Source organism: Micromonospora sp. NPDC051925, from assembly GCF_044548625.1.
In the GTDB taxonomy this organism is placed as follows: Bacteria; Actinomycetota; Actinomycetes; order Mycobacteriales; family Micromonosporaceae; genus Micromonospora.
The window spans coordinates 15567-31414 of sequence record NZ_JBIUCH010000014.1 but is presented as its reverse complement, the minus strand read 5'-3'; the positions used below and the strand labels follow the sequence as shown (position 1 = coordinate 31414).

The 15848-nt window shown below is 72.8% G+C and carries 18 protein-coding genes; 8 read left to right on the top strand and 10 right to left on the bottom strand.

Going from position 1 to position 15848, the window contains the following annotated elements; all coding sequences use genetic code 11:
• Window positions 1-78 precede the first annotated feature (78 nt).
• Window positions 79-732, bottom strand: a complete 654-nt coding sequence (locus tag ACIG87_RS19930) for a DUF3710 domain-containing protein (protein WP_396852176.1) — start codon at window positions 730-732, stop codon at window positions 79-81.
• Window positions 733-757: 25 nt separating this feature from the next.
• On the bottom strand, window positions 758-1330 hold the full coding sequence (gene dut, locus ACIG87_RS19925; RefSeq protein WP_396852175.1) for a dUTP diphosphatase: 573 nt from the start codon (window positions 1328-1330) through the stop codon (window positions 758-760).
• A 43-nt stretch (window positions 1331-1373) separates the two neighbouring features.
• Between dut and ACIG87_RS19920 the strand changes: the two genes are divergently transcribed.
• Window positions 1374-1874, top strand: a complete 501-nt coding sequence (locus ACIG87_RS19920) for a DUF3093 domain-containing protein (RefSeq protein WP_396852173.1) — start codon at window positions 1374-1376, stop codon at window positions 1872-1874.
• 68 nt (window positions 1875-1942) lie between these two features.
• Here ACIG87_RS19920 and ACIG87_RS19915 read toward each other — a convergent pair whose 3' ends face one another.
• Together ACIG87_RS19915 and ACIG87_RS19910 are read right to left on the bottom strand one after the other, a co-directional pair.
• The gene (locus ACIG87_RS19915) at window positions 1943-2710 is read right to left on the bottom strand and encodes a hypothetical protein (RefSeq protein WP_396852391.1); all 768 of its coding nucleotides are present in this window, start codon (window positions 2708-2710) and stop codon (window positions 1943-1945) included.
• A 495-nt stretch (window positions 2711-3205) separates the two neighbouring features.
• Complete coding sequence (locus tag ACIG87_RS19910; RefSeq protein ID WP_067315205.1) at window positions 3206-3502, bottom strand: DUF4193 domain-containing protein; 297 nt, start codon at window positions 3500-3502, stop codon at window positions 3206-3208.
• A gap of 434 nt (window positions 3503-3936) precedes the next feature.
• Here ACIG87_RS19910 and ACIG87_RS19905 point away from each other — a divergent pair, with 434 nt between their 5' ends.
• Window positions 3937-4452, top strand: a complete 516-nt coding sequence (locus tag ACIG87_RS19905) for a LytR C-terminal domain-containing protein (protein ID WP_396852389.1) — start codon at window positions 3937-3939, stop codon at window positions 4450-4452.
• 162 nt (window positions 4453-4614) lie between these two features.
• Here the strand turns inward: ACIG87_RS19905 and ACIG87_RS19900 are convergent, their stop codons facing one another.
• The gene (locus tag ACIG87_RS19900) at window positions 4615-5436 is read right to left on the bottom strand and encodes an inositol monophosphatase family protein (RefSeq protein ID WP_396852171.1); all 822 of its coding nucleotides are present in this window, start codon (window positions 5434-5436) and stop codon (window positions 4615-4617) included.
• A gap of 528 nt (window positions 5437-5964) precedes the next feature.
• On the opposite strand from ACIG87_RS19900, the gene ACIG87_RS19895 reads away from it, so the two are divergent.
• Window positions 5965-7572, top strand: coding sequence for an RNA polymerase sigma factor (locus ACIG87_RS19895; RefSeq protein WP_396852169.1), 1608 nt, complete (start codon window positions 5965-5967; stop codon window positions 7570-7572).
• Window positions 7573-7820: 248 nt separating this feature from the next.
• Entirely contained in the window at window positions 7821-8054 is a 234-nt protein-coding gene (locus ACIG87_RS19890; RefSeq protein ID WP_088646450.1) for a hypothetical protein, read from the top strand.
• A gap of 223 nt (window positions 8055-8277) precedes the next feature.
• Here the strand turns inward: ACIG87_RS19890 and ACIG87_RS19885 are convergent, their stop codons facing one another.
• The 3 genes from ACIG87_RS19885 to ACIG87_RS19875 all read right to left on the bottom strand — a co-directional run bounded on the left by ACIG87_RS19885 (window position 8278) and on the right by ACIG87_RS19875 (window position 11206).
• On the bottom strand, window positions 8278-10011 hold the full coding sequence (locus tag ACIG87_RS19885) for a DEAD/DEAH box helicase (protein ID WP_396852168.1): 1734 nt from the start codon (window positions 10009-10011) through the stop codon (window positions 8278-8280).
• 277 nt (window positions 10012-10288) lie between these two features.
• Window positions 10289-10939: a trimeric intracellular cation channel family protein gene (locus tag ACIG87_RS19880; RefSeq protein WP_396852167.1), complete on the bottom strand. Its 651-nt coding sequence runs from the start codon at window positions 10937-10939 to the stop codon at window positions 10289-10291.
• Between the two features lie 42 nt (window positions 10940-10981).
• Window positions 10982-11206 (bottom strand): DUF3039 domain-containing protein, encoded by a 225-nt coding sequence (locus ACIG87_RS19875; protein WP_176739083.1) that lies wholly within the window; start codon window positions 11204-11206, stop codon window positions 10982-10984.
• 84 nt (window positions 11207-11290) lie between these two features.
• On the opposite strand from ACIG87_RS19875, the gene ACIG87_RS19870 reads away from it, so the two are divergent.
• Together ACIG87_RS19870 and ACIG87_RS19865 are read left to right on the top strand one after the other, a co-directional pair.
• A complete protein-coding gene (locus ACIG87_RS19870; RefSeq protein ID WP_396852166.1) occupies window positions 11291-12217 on the top strand; it encodes a pseudouridine-5'-phosphate glycosidase in 927 nt (308 codons plus the stop codon).
• Entirely contained in the window at window positions 12214-13116 is a 903-nt protein-coding gene (locus ACIG87_RS19865) for a carbohydrate kinase family protein (protein WP_396852164.1), read from the top strand. The genes ACIG87_RS19870 and ACIG87_RS19865 overlap by 4 nt, the downstream gene beginning before the upstream one ends.
• A gap of 128 nt (window positions 13117-13244) precedes the next feature.
• Here the strand turns inward: ACIG87_RS19865 and ACIG87_RS19860 are convergent, their stop codons facing one another.
• Window positions 13245-13604, bottom strand: a complete 360-nt coding sequence (locus ACIG87_RS19860) for a DUF3099 domain-containing protein (RefSeq protein WP_396852162.1) — start codon at window positions 13602-13604, stop codon at window positions 13245-13247.
• Window positions 13605-13708: 104 nt separating this feature from the next.
• Here ACIG87_RS19860 and ACIG87_RS19855 point away from each other — a divergent pair, with 104 nt between their 5' ends.
• Both ACIG87_RS19855 and ACIG87_RS19850 read left to right on the top strand, forming a co-directional pair.
• Complete coding sequence (locus ACIG87_RS19855) at window positions 13709-13996, top strand: hypothetical protein (RefSeq protein ID WP_396852161.1); 288 nt, start codon at window positions 13709-13711, stop codon at window positions 13994-13996.
• Window positions 13997-14009: 13 nt separating this feature from the next.
• On the top strand, window positions 14010-14321 hold the full coding sequence (locus ACIG87_RS19850; protein ID WP_396852159.1) for a hypothetical protein: 312 nt from the start codon (window positions 14010-14012) through the stop codon (window positions 14319-14321).
• Window positions 14322-14415: 94 nt separating this feature from the next.
• On the opposite strand, the gene ACIG87_RS19845 is transcribed toward ACIG87_RS19850, so the two are convergent.
• A complete protein-coding gene (locus ACIG87_RS19845) occupies window positions 14416-15612 on the bottom strand; it encodes a low temperature requirement protein A (protein WP_396852157.1) in 1197 nt (398 codons plus the stop codon).
• Window positions 15613-15848 lie beyond the last annotated feature (236 nt).

Sequence of the window (15848 nt, the reverse complement as noted above, 5' to 3'; positions counted from 1 at the left end):
GGACGCGGCCACCTCGGTGACGGCGTCCGGCCCGGACCTGCGGGTCGGTCAGGCCCCGCGGCCCGGACCTACGGTCGGTCAGGCCCCGCGGGGGGTGGGCGTCGAGGCGTCGTCGCCCTCGGCCTGGTCGGCCATCTCCCGGGGCAGCCGCAGCGGCAGCGGCTCGCGAACCGGCTTCGCCTCCTGCCCCCGGTCGACCACCAGGCCGTCCAGGCAGATGGCGAGCGGGCCGGCCGCGGCCGGATCGGTGGCGGCAGCGCCCTGGTAGACGCCACGGACCATCCAGCGCGGCCCGTCGATGCCGACGAAGCGCAGGTCGGTCGGGCCGTCCGGGGTACGCACCCGGGCGTGCAGCTCGACGCCGTACTCGCCCTGGGCCTCCTGGGCGGTGGCGCCGTCGCCGAGCAGCGACTGCCGGATCTCCTCGCGCACCTCGTCCCAGATGCCCTCGGAGCGCGGCGCGGCGAAGACGCCGAGCTGGAGCGCGTTGTCCCCGTGCACCAGCACGACCTGCTGGACGACGCCCTGCGGGTCGGCCTGCACCCGCACCTCGACCCCGGGCACCGCGGGGATGTGCAGGCTGCCCAGATCGAGCCGCTGCACGTCGTCCGGTGCCTCGGAGAGGTCGTACGGGCCACGGGCCGGGCCCGCCGTCTCGTACGAGTCGAGGACGTCGGCCCGCTCGTCACGGGCGTGCCGCCCGCCGTCGGCCCGCTTTCGGGAGAAGATCACTGCGCCCACCCTCCGCTGTTCGCACTCACCCTGCCACCTCTTCCGTCCGTTCGCCCGCCCGGTCGGTGCCCTCGGGCCCGGTCGGGCCACCGGGCGGAGGCACGAGCCCGGCGTGGCCGCCGGTCGACCCGTGCCCGCCGGTCCCCCGTCGGGACCCGGGCAGCACCGCCACCGGCTGGAAATCGGCCCGCTCCACCCGCTGCACAACGAGTTGCGCGATGCGATCGCCACGGGAGATCTTCGCCGGTGCGTCCCGATCATGGTTGATCAGGTTGACCAGGATCTCACCCCGGTAGCCGGCGTCGACCGTACCGGGCGCGTTGAGCACCGTCACGCCGAGCCTGGCGGCCAGCCCGGAGCGCGGGTGGACCAGGCCGACGAAGCCGTCCGGCAGGGCCAGCGCCACGCCGGTGGGGACCAGGGCCCGCCCGCCGGGCGGCAGCTCGACGTCCGCGGCGGCCACCAGGTCGGCACCGGCGTCGCCGGGATGGGCGTACGCGGGCAGGGGCAGCTCCGGATCGAGCTGCCGTACGGGCACGGGTACGACGTGGGTCACGATCTGCTTCTTCCGTCGGCGTTCGCGGGGTGCCCCTGCCATCCTGCCGGGTTGGCCGCCCGTCGTGTTCCGTACCCTTCGAGGTGTGAGCCTGTCACCCTCCCCGTCCTCGCCGACGCCGCGCGTCGCGCCCGTCCCGGCGTACGCCGAGCGGCTCAGCCTGCCCTGGTGGTGCTGGCTGGGCGGCCTGGTCCTGGCCGGGCTCGCCGCCGCCGAGCTCTGGATGGGTGCCGGCGGGGTGCGGGCCTGGCTGCCCTTCGTGCTGCTGCTGCCGGCCGCCGGGGCCGGGCTGTGGTGGCTGGGCCGGGTCCGGATCGCGGTCGACGGTGGTGAACTGCGGGTCGACGACGCCCACCTGCCCGTGCGTCACGTCGCCGACGCCGTCCCGCTCGACGCCGAGGGCCGGCGTGAGGTGCTCGGGGTGGGCGCGGACCCGCTGGCCTTCGTGGTGCAGCGGCCGTGGATCGGCGGCGCGGTGCAGGTGGTGCTCGACGATCCGGACGACCCGACCCCGTTCTGGGTGGTGAGTTCCCGCCGGCCGACCGAGCTGGCCGCCGCTCTGCTGGCCGCCCGCGACGCGGCCTGAGCACAGCCCCGCCCACCCGCCGGGCCAACACTCCTCCCGGGGCCCGGCCGGTAACCGCCGTCCCGGCCTCAGGGCAGGGCGGGTCGGCCGCCCGGCAGCTCCCGGCGTTGTCTGCGCAGGTCGCGGCGGAGCTGGTCGGCCAGAGACCGGGTGGCCCGGCGATTGAGGTAGCTGGCGACGGCGGCGCCGGTGAGGAACGGGCCCAGCGTGGTCAGATTGCGGCCGAAGCGCTTGAGCAGGGTGTCCCGTAGCTCCTTGCGGGCGGCGGTGCCGAGCACCGCGCTCACCCCGACGCCCGGCATCATCGGGTTGATTCCCCGCTGGCTGGCCCAGGACTGGACCAGTGCGACGGTCCGGGGGGTGCCGCCGGTGGGCAGCGGGGCACCGTAGATCTCGTGCAGCTCGCCGATCAGCTTCAACTCGATCGACACCACGGCCACCGTCTCGGCGGCGAGCAGCACCGGCGCGGAGAGCAGGGTCGGGGCGACGGCCCACTCCACCGCGGCGACTCCGCCACCGGCGGCGCCCACCCCGGCGGTGGCCCGGGTGGCGTTGCGGACGAGCCGGTCCGCGAGCGCCTCGTCGTCCAGCCCGGGGAAGTGCCGACGCAGGGTCGCCAGGTCCCGGACCGGGATGTGCGGCGCGACGTCAGAGACCGTGTCGGTCATCCAGCGCAGCGCCGCCCTCGGCTTGAACAGGTCGGCGAGCCCCCGGCTGCGGGCCTGCCCCACCAGCCGGGTGAGCAGCTGCCGGCGGCGGGCGGGCGCGATGTCGTCGGCGGTCAGTGCCGCCACCGTCGCGCCCAGTTCGTCGCCGGCCCGGACAGCCGGCTCGATCTCCCGGTCGGCTCCGGCCGCACCTGATCGGGAACGGGTGGACGGGCTGTCGGCAGAGCCGGGCTCCGCTCCCTCCGCCCCGATGGATCCACCGGCAGCGCCCGGAGCGCCTGTGGGCCCGCCTGAGCCCGAGAGGGTGCCCGGGGTGTCTGCGGACGCGCCGGCTCCGGGAAGGTCCGTACGGACGCCGTCAGCGGGACGTGCGGCAACGTCCGGTCGGCTCGGGGCCACCGGACGCGTCGTCTCGGAGCGGGTGGCCGCCGGGGCCGCTGCACCGCCCTCCGGAACGGCGACGGACGGCACGACGCCGGACACCGGACCGTCCGGGTCGGACCTGTCGTGCCGCTCGCCGTGCTCGTTCATCCGCCCGCCCTCCCGAGGTTCCCACCGGCCTGGTGGACGCCTACCACGAGTCAAGCAGCAACCCGCCATATGCGCACGGCGGCTCGGGCAGCGGCGGCCCCGCGAGGAGGCCGCCGCCGGTGTGGTGGGTGCTCAGACGCACTCGCGGCAGATCAGGTCGCCGTTGCGCTCGACCGCCAGCTGGCTGCGGTGGTGCACCAGGAAGCAGCGTCCGCACCGGAATTCGTCCTGCTGCATCGGGAGGACCTTCACGGTCAGCTCCTCGTCGGCCAGGTCGGCGCCGGGCAGCTCGAAGCTCTCGGCCACCTCGGCCTCGTCGACGTCCACGGCGCCCGACTGTGAGTCGACCCGCCGGGCCTTGAGCTCTTCCAGGCTGTCCTCGCCGAGGTCGACCTCGTCGCGACGCGGGGCGTCGTAGTCGGTGGCCATCGGTTTCACTCTCCCATATCGATGTTGTCGCTTCCGGTTGTAACGCCGGGCGACGCTGTTTCGGTTCCCACTGGCCGGCCACCAATGTTGTGTCGGTCGCCCGACCCGACGGCCTCTGGATCGAGGTCTCCGGGCTGAGCACCGACGAGCGCGGTACCTTACCCCCCTCCCAGGCGAGGCATGTATACCGCCCTCGCGGCAGAGATGTACGCCCCAGCGCCCCAAGATGTTCCCAATGTGACTCAGGCGACACGAAGATAGGGGTAGTACTACCCCGTTCCCGGTTGGCGCGCCGGCATGTCGGACTGTTTCCACGCGACTGCCGGACAACCGTTAACCTCAGCGGCGTACTCGACGGTCGACGGCGCTGCCCGCCGCCGGCGTTCGCCGCCACCACCCACTGTCCGGGGAGCACCCAGATGAGTTTTGCGCGAGTGCGAGCACTCGTTGTCGTCGGCCTGCTGGCGGTCGTCGCCCTGGTCTTCGTCGTCGTCGCCGTGGTCCGCGACACCCAGGGCAGCGGGGCCAACGCCAGGGGGTGTCCCGAGGGCTGGCCGCTGGCCGACCTGTCCCTGCGCAACTACAAGGATGTCAAAATCAACATCCTCAACGGCACCGGTGAGCCGGGCTTGGCCAGCAGCGTGGCGGACGACTTCCGCAACCGGAAGTTCCAGGTCAAGAAGCAGGGCAACGCCGCGCACTTCAACGGCGTCGCGCTCCTGCGCTTCGGCCCCAAGGGAGTCGGCTCCGCGCACCTGCTGCGGGCCTTCTTCCTGAACAACGCCGAACGGCACTACGACCCGAAGCGCCAGGACGACACGGTCGACGTGGTGCTGGGCGACGGATTCCAGCAGTTGGCCACCACCACCGAGGTCAACCAGTCCCTCGGCGACCTGGGCTCCCCGGTCGCCCCGGAGGGCACCTGCCCGATGCCGGTCGAGGACAAGTAGCCCTCAACCCCGGGCCGGACAGCCCGGCCGGCGGGTCGAACGAGCGGTGCCGGTGGGTCGAACGAGCCCGGCCGGTGGGTCGGGCCACAGGATCGGCGGACCGACACACCGCACACGGCGGGCCGGGGCAGCGGGCCGACCGGAGACCTGTGGGCTGGGCGATCAGGGCCCGCCGGAGGCGTCCAGGGCAGCCAGTCGGGTGTGCAGCGGCGCGAACAGCGCCGGCGGGGCCGCGATGACCAGGTCAGGGCCGGGTGGCTGGCCGTTCAGCCCGGTCACCCGCAGCCCGGCCTCCGCGGCGACCAGTCCCCCCGCAGCCAGGTCCCAGGCGGCCAGCCCCTTCTCGTAGTAGGCGTCGACCCGCCCCTCGGCGGCCAGGCAGAGGTCCAGCGCCGCCGCCCCCATCCGCCGGATGTCCCGTACGTGCTGGATCAGCTCGGCGACCACCCGGGCCTGGTGCACGCGCCGGCCGGGGTCGTAGCCGAAGCCGGTGGCGACCAGCGCCTGCCCCAGGTCGGTCTCGGTGGAGCAGCGCAGCCGCTCGCCGTCGCGCCAGGCACCGCCACCCGCGGTGGCGGTCCACTCCTCGCCGGTCGCCACGTTGCGGACCACCCCGGCGACCACCTCGCCGTCCACCTCGGCGGCGAGCGAGACCGCGCAGTACGGCAGCCCGTACAGGTAGTTCACCGTCCCGTCGATCGGGTCGACGATCCAGCGCACCCCACCCGCCCCGACCGAGCCGGCCGCCGCCCCGCCGTACTCCTCGCCGAGCACCACGTCGCCCGGACGGACCGCGCGCAGGGCGTCCAGGACCTGCCGCTCGACCGCCCGGTCGGCGGCGGTGACCACGTCGGTGGCGGTGCTCTTGGTCGCCGCGACCGAGACCCCGGCGGCCCGCATCCGGGCCGCGGTGCCGGCCGCGTCCCGGGCCACCCTGATCGCGATCTCGAGCAGCTCCTGCGAGGTCGGCACCGAACCGGTCATCAGATCTGCCCCTTTCGCGCCGCCCTGCGAGCACAGGACGTACCGGACCGAGACCCCGCGGCCCACCGGCACGACACCCCGGTACGGACACACACGCCGTCCCGAGGTGACACGCGTGCCGGCTCCCGCATCGCCGATCTCGTCCGGACAGCATAGGCAAGATCCGGTGCACCAGGGCGATCCCGGTGTCAGGTCCCCGCGAGCGGCCACGGTGTCCAAGGCGAGCCTCGCGGGGCAGGTCGCGGCGTGGTCCACGGGTGCCGGGCGGGTCCACGGACTCGGGGCCGACAGGACATTCACAAACCCGACATCCGTGTTGAATCGGCGGTACAGACGGCCGGTTGCCGTGCGCCGCAGGATGATCGCGGCAAGCGGGGTTACAATTCACCCTGCCCACGCGCCACGGACCGCCGCCGCACAGCCGGCCCGGGACACGGGGGTCACTCAAACGACATCGCACGGCACGGCACGCCACGCTGCGCCGGACGACCCCGGCCGTGCTCGCTCTTCGCCTCCGGAAGGTCATTCGTGACAGAACCCCGCCAGCCCGGCGCCGACGTTCGCTCGCTCACCGACACCCTGATCGCCCACGCCCAGAGCGCTGGCGGCCAGTTGACGTCGGCCCAGCTCGCGCGCACCGTCGAGTCCGCCGAGGTGACCCCGGCCCAGGCCAAGAAGATCCTGCGGGCGCTCTCCGAGGCGGGCGTGACCGTGGTGGTCGACGGCTCCGCCAGCACCCGTCCCCGCCGGGTGGCCGCCGCGCGATCGGCCACCCCGGCCTCGCGGGCCACCACCGCCAAGACCACCAAGAAGGCCGCCGCACCGGCCCCGAAGCAGGCGCCCGCCGCCGACGAGGCCACCGCGCCCACCCCGCGCAAGGCAGCCCCCCGGAAGACGGCCACCACAGCGGGGGTGGCCGCCAAGGCCGCCACGCCCGCCGCCAAGGCGACGAAGTCCACCCGGGCCACCAAGGCGACGGTGGCCGCCGCCGGCGCCGGCAAGGCCGCCACGAAGGCCAAGGGCGAGGGCGGCGAGGGGGAGATCGACCCCGAGCAGCTGGCCGCCGAGATCGAGGACGTGGTGGTCGAGGAGCCGGCCGAGCTGGCCCGGGCTGCCGAGACCGATGCCGCCGCCTCCGCCACCGACAACGACTTCGAGTGGGACGACGAGGAGTCCGAGGCGCTCAAGCAGGCGCGGCGGGACGCGGAACTCACCGCCTCCGCCGACTCGGTCCGGGCGTACCTCAAGCAGATCGGCAAGGTTCCGCTGCTCAACGCCGAGCAGGAGGTCGAGCTGGCCAAGCGGATCGAGGCCGGGCTCTACTCCGCCGAGCGGCTGCGTGCCGCCGACGAGGGCGAGGAGAAGCTCACCCGCGACATGCAGCGCGATCTGCTCTGGATCTCCCGGGACGGTGAGCGCGCCAAGAACCACCTGCTGGAGGCGAACCTCCGGCTGGTCGTCTCGCTGGCCAAGCGGTACACCGGGCGGGGGATGGCCTTCCTCGACCTGATCCAGGAGGGCAACCTCGGCCTGATCCGCGCGGTCGAGAAGTTCGACTACACCAAGGGCTACAAGTTCTCCACGTACGCCACCTGGTGGATCCGGCAGGCGATCACCCGGGCGATGGCCGACCAGGCCCGCACCATCCGCATCCCGGTGCACATGGTCGAGGTGATCAACAAGCTCGGCCGCATCCAGCGCGAGCTGCTCCAGGACCTGGGCCGTGAGCCCACCCCGGAGGAGCTGGCGAAGGAGATGGACATCACACCCGAAAAGGTGCTGGAGATCCAGCAGTACGCTCGGGAGCCCATCTCGCTCGACCAGACCATCGGTGACGAGGGCGACAGCCAGCTCGGTGACTTCATCGAGGACTCGGAGGCCGTGGTCGCCGTAGACGCGGTCTCGTTCTCCCTGTTGCAGGATCAGCTCCAGCAGGTGCTCCAGACGCTCTCCGAGCGTGAGGCGGGGGTGGTACGGCTCCGCTTCGGCCTGACCGACGGCCAACCGCGTACTCTCGACGAGATCGGCCAGGTCTACGGGGTGACCCGGGAACGGATCCGGCAGATCGAATCCAAGACGATGTCCAAGCTTCGGCACCCGTCGCGCTCCCAGGTGCTTCGGGACTACCTGGACTGAGCCGGTCACGTCAACCTGTCGTGTCGGTTTGATCACCAGGCGTAGAACATCCGAAGGTGATCGGTCCGGTACGTGTTTGTGATCGTTGACGTGGCACCCTGGGTACACGGCACACTGTCCTTCCCGCCAGGTGTGACCTCGGTCCCCCGCGGGCACACTGGGAAGGCGGGGCCCGGTAAGGGTGTTGCACGATGAGTGAGCAACGACCGAAGAGAGTGTTCATCGGTGACGACCAGAGGAGGAAGGCGATGACCCCGACCCTCACGCCGCCGCCCGAAACGGTGGCTCCCCCAGCCGCCGATGAACGGTGCGACCGCTGCAATGCTGCCGGCAAGCTCCGCATCACTCTGGCGGGTGGGAGCGAGTTGGTGTTCTGTGGGCACCACGCGAACAAGTACGCCGAGGATCTCGTGAAGATCACGGTGAAGTTCGCGACGGACCCGGAGTTCAGCTGGCGTGGCGCCGATCTGATGGCGAACTGAATCCGTAAACCGCACAACGACGACATAGCCGGCCGGAGGCACCCGTGGGTGCCTCCGGCCGGCTTCTCGCTACCTCCCCCGCCCCCGCCCCCGCCCCCTCCCTCTCCTCCGCCTCGCCCCGCCTCGCCTCGGTGATCAAGAGGTTTACGTCGTCCCGCCCGCATTCCGGTGACGCAAACCTCTTGATCACCGGACCGGGGTGGGGGTGGGGGTGGGGGTGGGGTTAGAAGGTTTGGACGGTGGCGATGCGTTCTTCGAGCTGTTCGATGGTTGCCTGGGCGCTCGGCGGTCCGCCGCAGAGCCGGCGCAGCTCCGCGTGGATCTTGCCGTGTGGCAGGCCGGTGCGGTGGTGCCGGGCGGCCACCAGGGCGTTCAGCTGACGCCTCAGCGCCACCCGGCGCTGAGCGGCACTCAGTGGTACCGCAGGCGCGGCGGGGGCCTCAGCAGCCGGCTCAGCGGTCCGGGTGGCCGCCCGGCGGCGCTGCGCGGCGAGTTGGTCGGCCTGGCGCTTGGTCAGCAGCAGCGACACCTGGTCGGCGGTGAGCAGACCGGGCAGCCCGAGGTACTCCTCCTCCTCCGGGGTGCCGGCCTGGGCAGCGGTGCCGAAGGACGCCCCGTCGAAGATCACCTGATCCAGCTCGGCGGTCGCGGAGAGCGCGGTGAACCGCTTCTCCAGCTCGCCGCTGGCCTGGTCGTCGCGCTGGGCCCGCTCCAGCAGCTCGTCGTCGAAGCCCTCACGGTCCTTGGGCTTGCCGAGCACGTGGTCCCGCTCGGCCTCCATCTCGCTGGCCAGTCCGAGCAGGTGCGGCACGCTCGGCACGAAGACCGAGGCGGTCTCGCCGGAGCGACGGGCCCGGACGAACCGGCCGATGGCCTGGGCGAAGTAGAGCGGGGTGCTGGCGCTGGTGGCGTACACCCCGACCGCCAGCCGGGGGATGTCGACGCCCTCGGAGACCATCCGGACCGCCACCAGCCATCGCTGTTCGGACGCCGCGAACGTCGCGATCCGCGCGGACGCCCCCTGGTCGTCGGAGAGGACCACGGTGGCCCTCTCGCCGGTCACCTGCTCGATCAGCTTGGCGTACGAACGGGCGTTCTGCTGGTCGGTGGCGATGATCAGGCCACCGGCGTCGGGCATCCCGGCGTTGCGCAGCACGGTCAGCCGGGCGTCGGCCGCCCGCAACACCTGCGGCATCCAGTCACCCGCCGGGTCGAGGGCGGTCCGCCACGCCTGGGCGACGAGGTCCTGGGTCATCGGTTCGCCGAGCCGCGCCGCCAGTTCGTCCCCGGCGTTGGTACGCCACCGGGTCTCCCCCGAGTACGCCAGGAAGAGCACCGGCCGGACGACACCGTCGCGCAACGCGTCGGAGTAGCCGTAGACCGAGTCGGCGCGGGAGCGCAGCAGCCCGTCGCCGCCCCGCTCGTAGGTGACGAACGGGATCGGGTTGTCGTCGGAGCGGAACGGCGTACCGGTGAGCATCAGCCGGCGTACCGCGGGGTCGAAGGCGTTCTTGACCCCGTCACCCCAGGATCGGGAGTCCCCCGCGTGGTGGATCTCGTCGAGGATGACCAGGGTGCGTCGGGTCATGGTGCGCCGCCGGTGGACCTGCGGGGCCATGCCGACCTGGGCATAGGTGACGACAGCGCCGTGGAAGTCGGCGGCGGAGTGCAGGTCGGCGTTGCGGAACGCGGAGTCGAGCTGGATGCCGACCCGGGCCGCGGCCTGAGCCCACTGGGTCTTCAGGTGCTCGGTCGGGGCGACCACGGTGACCGCGTCCACGGTGCCGTCGACCAGCAGCTCGGCCGCGATCCGCAGGGCGAAGGTCGTCTTGCCGGCACCGGGGGTGGCGACCGCGGTGAAGTCTTCGGTACGACGGCGCAGGTACTCCACCATCGCCTTGCGCTGCCAGGCACGCAGGGGCGGGAACGTCTCCAACGCCGGCAACCGGGGTGCCACCCGAGGCTCCTCTCCGACCGCACCGAGGCGGATCCGGGCCGAGGGCCACGGTACCGCCGCCCATGAAAACGCCTCCGCGCAGTCAGTGCCGCGAAGGCCGGCCCAGCATAACCAGCCGGGGCCGGCAACCCCAGCCGACACCCGCTGACCATCTCCACCGCCCGCCATCCAGGCCCCCAGGCAGCGCAGTTCCGGCGCAGTTGCGGCATCGGCGGCACCCGGACGCCGGCCCCTCCGCGAGCAGGAGTCGGTCAGGCCCCGCACCGGCGGCGACAAGTCAGAACGGGGGGCGGCCGAGGCCGGTCTCCGGGGGACGCATCGTCGCCACCGGGGCCGACCAGCGCCGCCGTAGTGCCACCAGGCGGAGGACGAAGACCAGCAGCGCCGCCGCGGTCAGCCCGACCGCTCCGGCGTACCCCAGTCTCTCCAGCAGCGCCACCAGGATCGATCCGGCGAGCGCGGCGACGGCGTAGATCTCCCGGCGCAGCACCACCGGGATCTCGGCGGTGAGCAGATCCCGGCCGAGGCCGCCGCCGATCGCGGTGAGCATGCCGATCACCACGGCACCGACCGCCGGCACGTGGGCGTCGAGCGCCTTGAGGGTGCCGGTGACGGTGAACAGGCCCAGCCCGGCGGCGTCCAGCACCAGCACCGTGGTGCGCAGCCGGGCGAGCTGCGGGTGCAGCCAGAACACGGCGGTGGCGGTGACCGCGGCGGTGGCGGCGTACCGCCAGTCGGCGAAGGCCAGCGGTGGGGCCTCGTCGATGACCAGGTCGCGGAAGATCCCGCCGCCCAAAGCGGCGACGAACCCGACGAATACGACGCCGAACAGGTCGAGCCGTTTGGCCACCGCCGCGGAGGCACCGGAGGCGGCGAAGACGGCCACCCCGGTCAGGTCGGCCAGGAGCAGGGCGGTGGAGGTGGTCACACCGCCGAAGGTTACGGGGGCGGCCCGCCGGGCCGCCCGGGATCACTCGCGGTACGAGTCGTAGATCTCCTTGCACTTGGGGCAGACCGGCGAGCCGGGCTTGGCGGCCTTGGTCACCGGGAACGTCTCGCCACAGAGCGCGACCACGTAGGTGCCCATCACGGCACTCTCGGCGATCTTCTCCTTGCGCACGTAATGGAACATCTCGGGACCGGTGTCGGCGTCCTTCAACTCCGGACGCTCGAGAACCTCTGTACTCACAGTCACACCTCCAACTGCACAAGTCTGGCAGGTCGATCGGGTCCGGTCCACCGCAGCCCACCCCGATGGTGGCCCGTTACGGTAGCCGACGTGACCACCTTCCACATCCGCCCCGGCACCGAGGTCGCCGACGCCCTTCGCGACGGCCGTCCCGTCGTCGCCCTGGAGAGCACCATCGTCTCGCACGGCCTACCCCGACCGGACAACCTGCGGGTCGCCCGGGAGATCGAGCAGACGGTACGGGACGCCGGCGCCGTCCCCGCCACCGTCGGCATGGTCGGCGGCGAGCTCGTCGTCGGCCTCGACGACGCCCAACTGACCCGCCTCGCCACCGTCGACCCGGTGGCCAAGCTCTCCGTCCGCGACCTCGCGGTGGCCGCCGCCACCGGCGCGGACGGGGCCACCACCGTGGCCGCCACCAGCGCGGTGGCCGCCGCCGTGGGGATCGGCGTCTTCGCCACCGGCGGGCTGGGCGGGGTGCACCGGGAGGCGGCGCAGACCTTCGACGAGTCGGCCGACCTGATCACCCTGGCCCGTACGCCGATCGCGGTGGTCTGCGCCGGGGTCAAGTCGATCCTCGACGTCGGGGCCACCCTGGAGCGGCTGGAGACCCTCGGCGTCGGGGTGGTCGGTTACCGCACCCGGCGTTTCCCCGGCTTCTACCTGACCGACGCCGGGTTCGACCTGGACTGGTCGGTGGACTCCCCCGAGCAGGTCGCCGACGTGCTGGCCGCCCGGCAGCAGCACGGCGTGCACGGCGGCGGGTTGATCGTGGCCAACCCGCTTCCGGTCGACGAGCAGCTCGACCCGGCGCTGCACGACCGGACCCTCACCGAGGGCCTGGCCCGGCTGGGCCGCGACGGCGTCACCGGCAAGGCGGTCACCCCGTTCCTGCTGGCCCACTTCCACTCGGCCACCGAGGGCGCCAGCCTGGCGGTCAACATCCGGATCATCCTGCGCAACGCCGACCTGGCCGCCCGGATCGCGGTCGCGTCCGCCCGGCCTACCGCGGCATGACCGGTCCGGGCCGGATCGTGGTGGTCGGCGACCTGATCACCGACGTGGTCGCGGTGCTGGCCGGACCGTTGGCCACCGGCTCGGACACCCCGGCGACGATCAAGGTCACCGGCGGTGGTCAGGCGGCCAACACCGCCGCCTGGATCGCCGCCCAGCACGTGCCGGTGACGCTGGTCGGCGCGATCGGCGACGACAGCGCCGGCCGGGACCGGGTGGCCGAGCTGGAGCGGGCGGGCGTGGACTGCGCGATCGAGGTGCATCCGCAGGCCACCACCGGAACGGTGATCGTGCTGGCCACCGCCGCGGAGCGGACCATGGTCACCGAGCGGGGGGCCAACCTGCGCCTGACCGCCACCCACGTCGACCGGGCCCTGACGGCGGTGCCCGACGCCGCCCACCTGCACCTGTCCGCGTACTGCCTGCTGGATGCCGGGTCGCGACCGGCGGGGCTGCGCGCGTTGGCCGCCGCCCGCGAGCGGGGGCTGACCACCAGCGTCGACGCGGCCTCCGCCGCGCCACTGCGGCGGATCGGCGCGGCGGCCTTCCTCTCCTGGGTACGCGACATCGACCTGCTGCTGGTCAACGCGGACGAGGCGGGTGTGCTGGCCGGCGGGCTGGACCCGGCGGCGCAGGCGCGGGCGCTGTCGGCGGCGGCCCGTCGGGTGGTGGTGAAGCGCGGTGGCGCGGGCGCGATCTGGGTGGATCGGCGGGCGACCGTCGGGGTGACCCCCTCGCTGCGGGTCGCCGTGGTGGACGTCACCGGTGCCGGGGACGCCTTCGCGGCGGGCCTGCTCACCGCCTGGACGACAGGTGCGACACCACGCGCCGCCCTGACCCGCGCCGCCGACCTCGGTGCCCTGGCGGTCTCCACGGTGGGGGCCCGGCCCGTCAACGGGTAACCGGGCTCCGGGGACGCCGGGCCCCGCCGGATGACAGCTGTTGACTGCTCGCCGTCAGCGCTTGACCGGCCCGTCACCGTCGGGGCTCGACGGGCTCCCTGTCGTCAGCGCTCGACCGGCTCGTCACCTCAGGGCTCGACGTCGATGACGCGGTGCGGGCGCTCCTCGGCGGTGAGGCTCATCGGCGGGGTCTCGTCGCGGTGGCGGGGTTGGAACCTGCTGGCGAGACGGTGTTCCTCCTTCGGTGGACGGTCGTTGGCGAGCAACACCGCCAGCCAGGGAATGAGGATCATGCCCAGCGCCACCAGGGGCAGCCAGAGCCAGAGCAATGGGGCCTTCGTGCCGACCAGGATCGCACCGGCGATCACACAGGCCACCCGGATGCCCATCATCAGCACGTAGCGCTTCTGTCGGCTGGTGAGCTGGTCGTCCTGGCTGCGCGAGGCGTCGGTGATCAGAATCGGCTGGTACGCCTGACGCTTCACCATGGACCTCCTCGAGGGGATTCCACCATCCTGTCACCGCACCCCCTTGATCAGCGAAAATCGCCCCATACCGAACTGTGTGTTACGTACGTGGTACGCTGCCCTCCGTGGGTAGCCGATTCAGCTTCACCGACGAGGCGTTGGCCAACCTACGGGTCTACGACGTCACCCCCGGGGAAGTCTGGGAGGCGCTGCACAGCACCCACCGGGTGATCCGGCACCTCGGCGAGGACCTGACGGTCGTCTACGCCGCGAACCGCCGCGGCCGGCGACTGGCCGTCCTGCTCGCCGAGGCCGACGGCACCGACCACGACTGGGACGTCCTTTCCGCCCGCGAACTGAGCGACGTCGAGGCCAAGCGCTACGACGAGACCGTGCGGAGAACACGCCGATGAGGAGGCGACGGCGATGAACCGTAACGAAGCCATCAAGCGATTCCACGGCGGCGAGGACACGTTCGCCGAGCTGATCGACGACAGTCAGCCGGTGGAGCTACCCACCCCCGACACCGACGTGCCGATGGTCAGCCGCTCGGTACGCCTGCCGATGGACACCTACGAGCGGGTCCGGTCGGCGGCGGAGGCCCGCGGCATCGGAGTCACCACGTTGATGCGGCAGTGGATCGAGGCCGGCCTGGCCGACCTGGACGACTCGGCCACCGTCTCACTGGCCGACGTACGTCGGGCGCTCGCCTCGCTCTCCCGCCCCACCGCCGCCTGAGCACCCGGCATCCGGCCGGGGCCCCGTGGCCGGCGTCAACCGGGCGTGGGCACCGGCCACGGCGACCCGATCCGCGGCGATCCCGGGGCCGGGCTCAGCGAGGGGTGGGATGCTCCGCCGGCCGCCCGTACGCCCGCCTGAAGTCCGCGACGGTGATCGCCGCCAGCACGACGGCGGCCCCGGCCAGCGCGACCACGGTCGACACCAGGGTGACGACGGGCACCAGGGCGACCAGCACGAGCACCCCGATGATCCGGGATCGGGAGACCCGCCCGAAGATCTCGTGCTCGAAGCGGGCCCGCGCGGTCAGGAAGACCGCCGGCCCGCCCACCAGGAAGACCGCCCAGGCCAACTCGACGCGCTGGTGCGGGTGCACGATGGCCAACTCGTACCCGACCGCCGTCATCAGCACCCCGGCGACGATCACCAGGTGGGTCCAGCTCGCCGACTCGCCCAGCCGGCCGGGCGAGCGGGACACCCGGATCGCCTCGGTGAGCAGGTGACCGGCCCGGTGGAAGTAGATCCGCCAGAACAGCCCGGTGATGACGAAGGAGATCAGGAAGGCCCCGGAGCTGGCCCGGGAGAAGCTCTGACCGCTAAAGGACAGGCCGATGACCAGGATGTTCTCACCCAGGGCGATCAGGAAGAACTGCTGGTACCGCTCGGCCAGGTGCTCGCCCACCACTCCCCAGGTCGAGGCGCGGCTCGCCCCGAGGCGGGGTACCGGCCAACCGGACATCAGTCCGACGTAGTCGACGGCGACCGCCAGCGCCCAGCAGGCCAGCCGCCACGGCCCGGGGAGCAGCACCCCGAGCAGCCAGGGCACCGCGCTCATCATCGCCCAGGCCACGACCCGCACGGTGACCCGACGGCGGGGATGCCTGCCCAGCGCCAGGGTGATGAAGAGCGGCCGGCCCACCTGCACCGCCACGTACCCGAGGGCGAACGCCACCGCCCGCTCGGCGAAGGCCCGGGGGGTGGCGACCGCCATCACCATGCAGCCCAGCATCGAGCCGATCACCACGAGCTGGATCTCCGGGCGCTCCGGCTCGTACTGGCTGGTGACCCAGGCGGTGAGGGTCCAGATCATCCAGAAGGCCAGGAAGATCACCAGGGTCTGGGCGATCTCGACGAGCAGCTCCCGCCGAGGGCTGTCCAGGTCGTCGATGACCCGTTGGGAGACCCGGGTCAGGGCGAAGACGAAGACCAGATCGAAGAAGAGCTCCAGGAAGGTGGCCCGGGGCGAACTCACCCCACCACGCAACAGCGCCGCGCCCCGTTCGTCCGCCATCGCCCACCCGTCGCCGCCGTCGCGGATCTCAACGAGCCGGTGCCCGGCCCGGTTGCGCCGGTCACCGGGGCCGGCGTCCTCTCGACGCCGGATCCGGTCGTGACGCGGACCACCCGGAGGCCGACCGGATCGCCGTCGGGTGGTTGGGGGCGACCCCGCCCCGGCGCGGCACGCCCGGTCAGCCGGTCGACCCGGCGAGCGGTCACCGGGACGCGGAGCGGCCCGGTGGACACCGG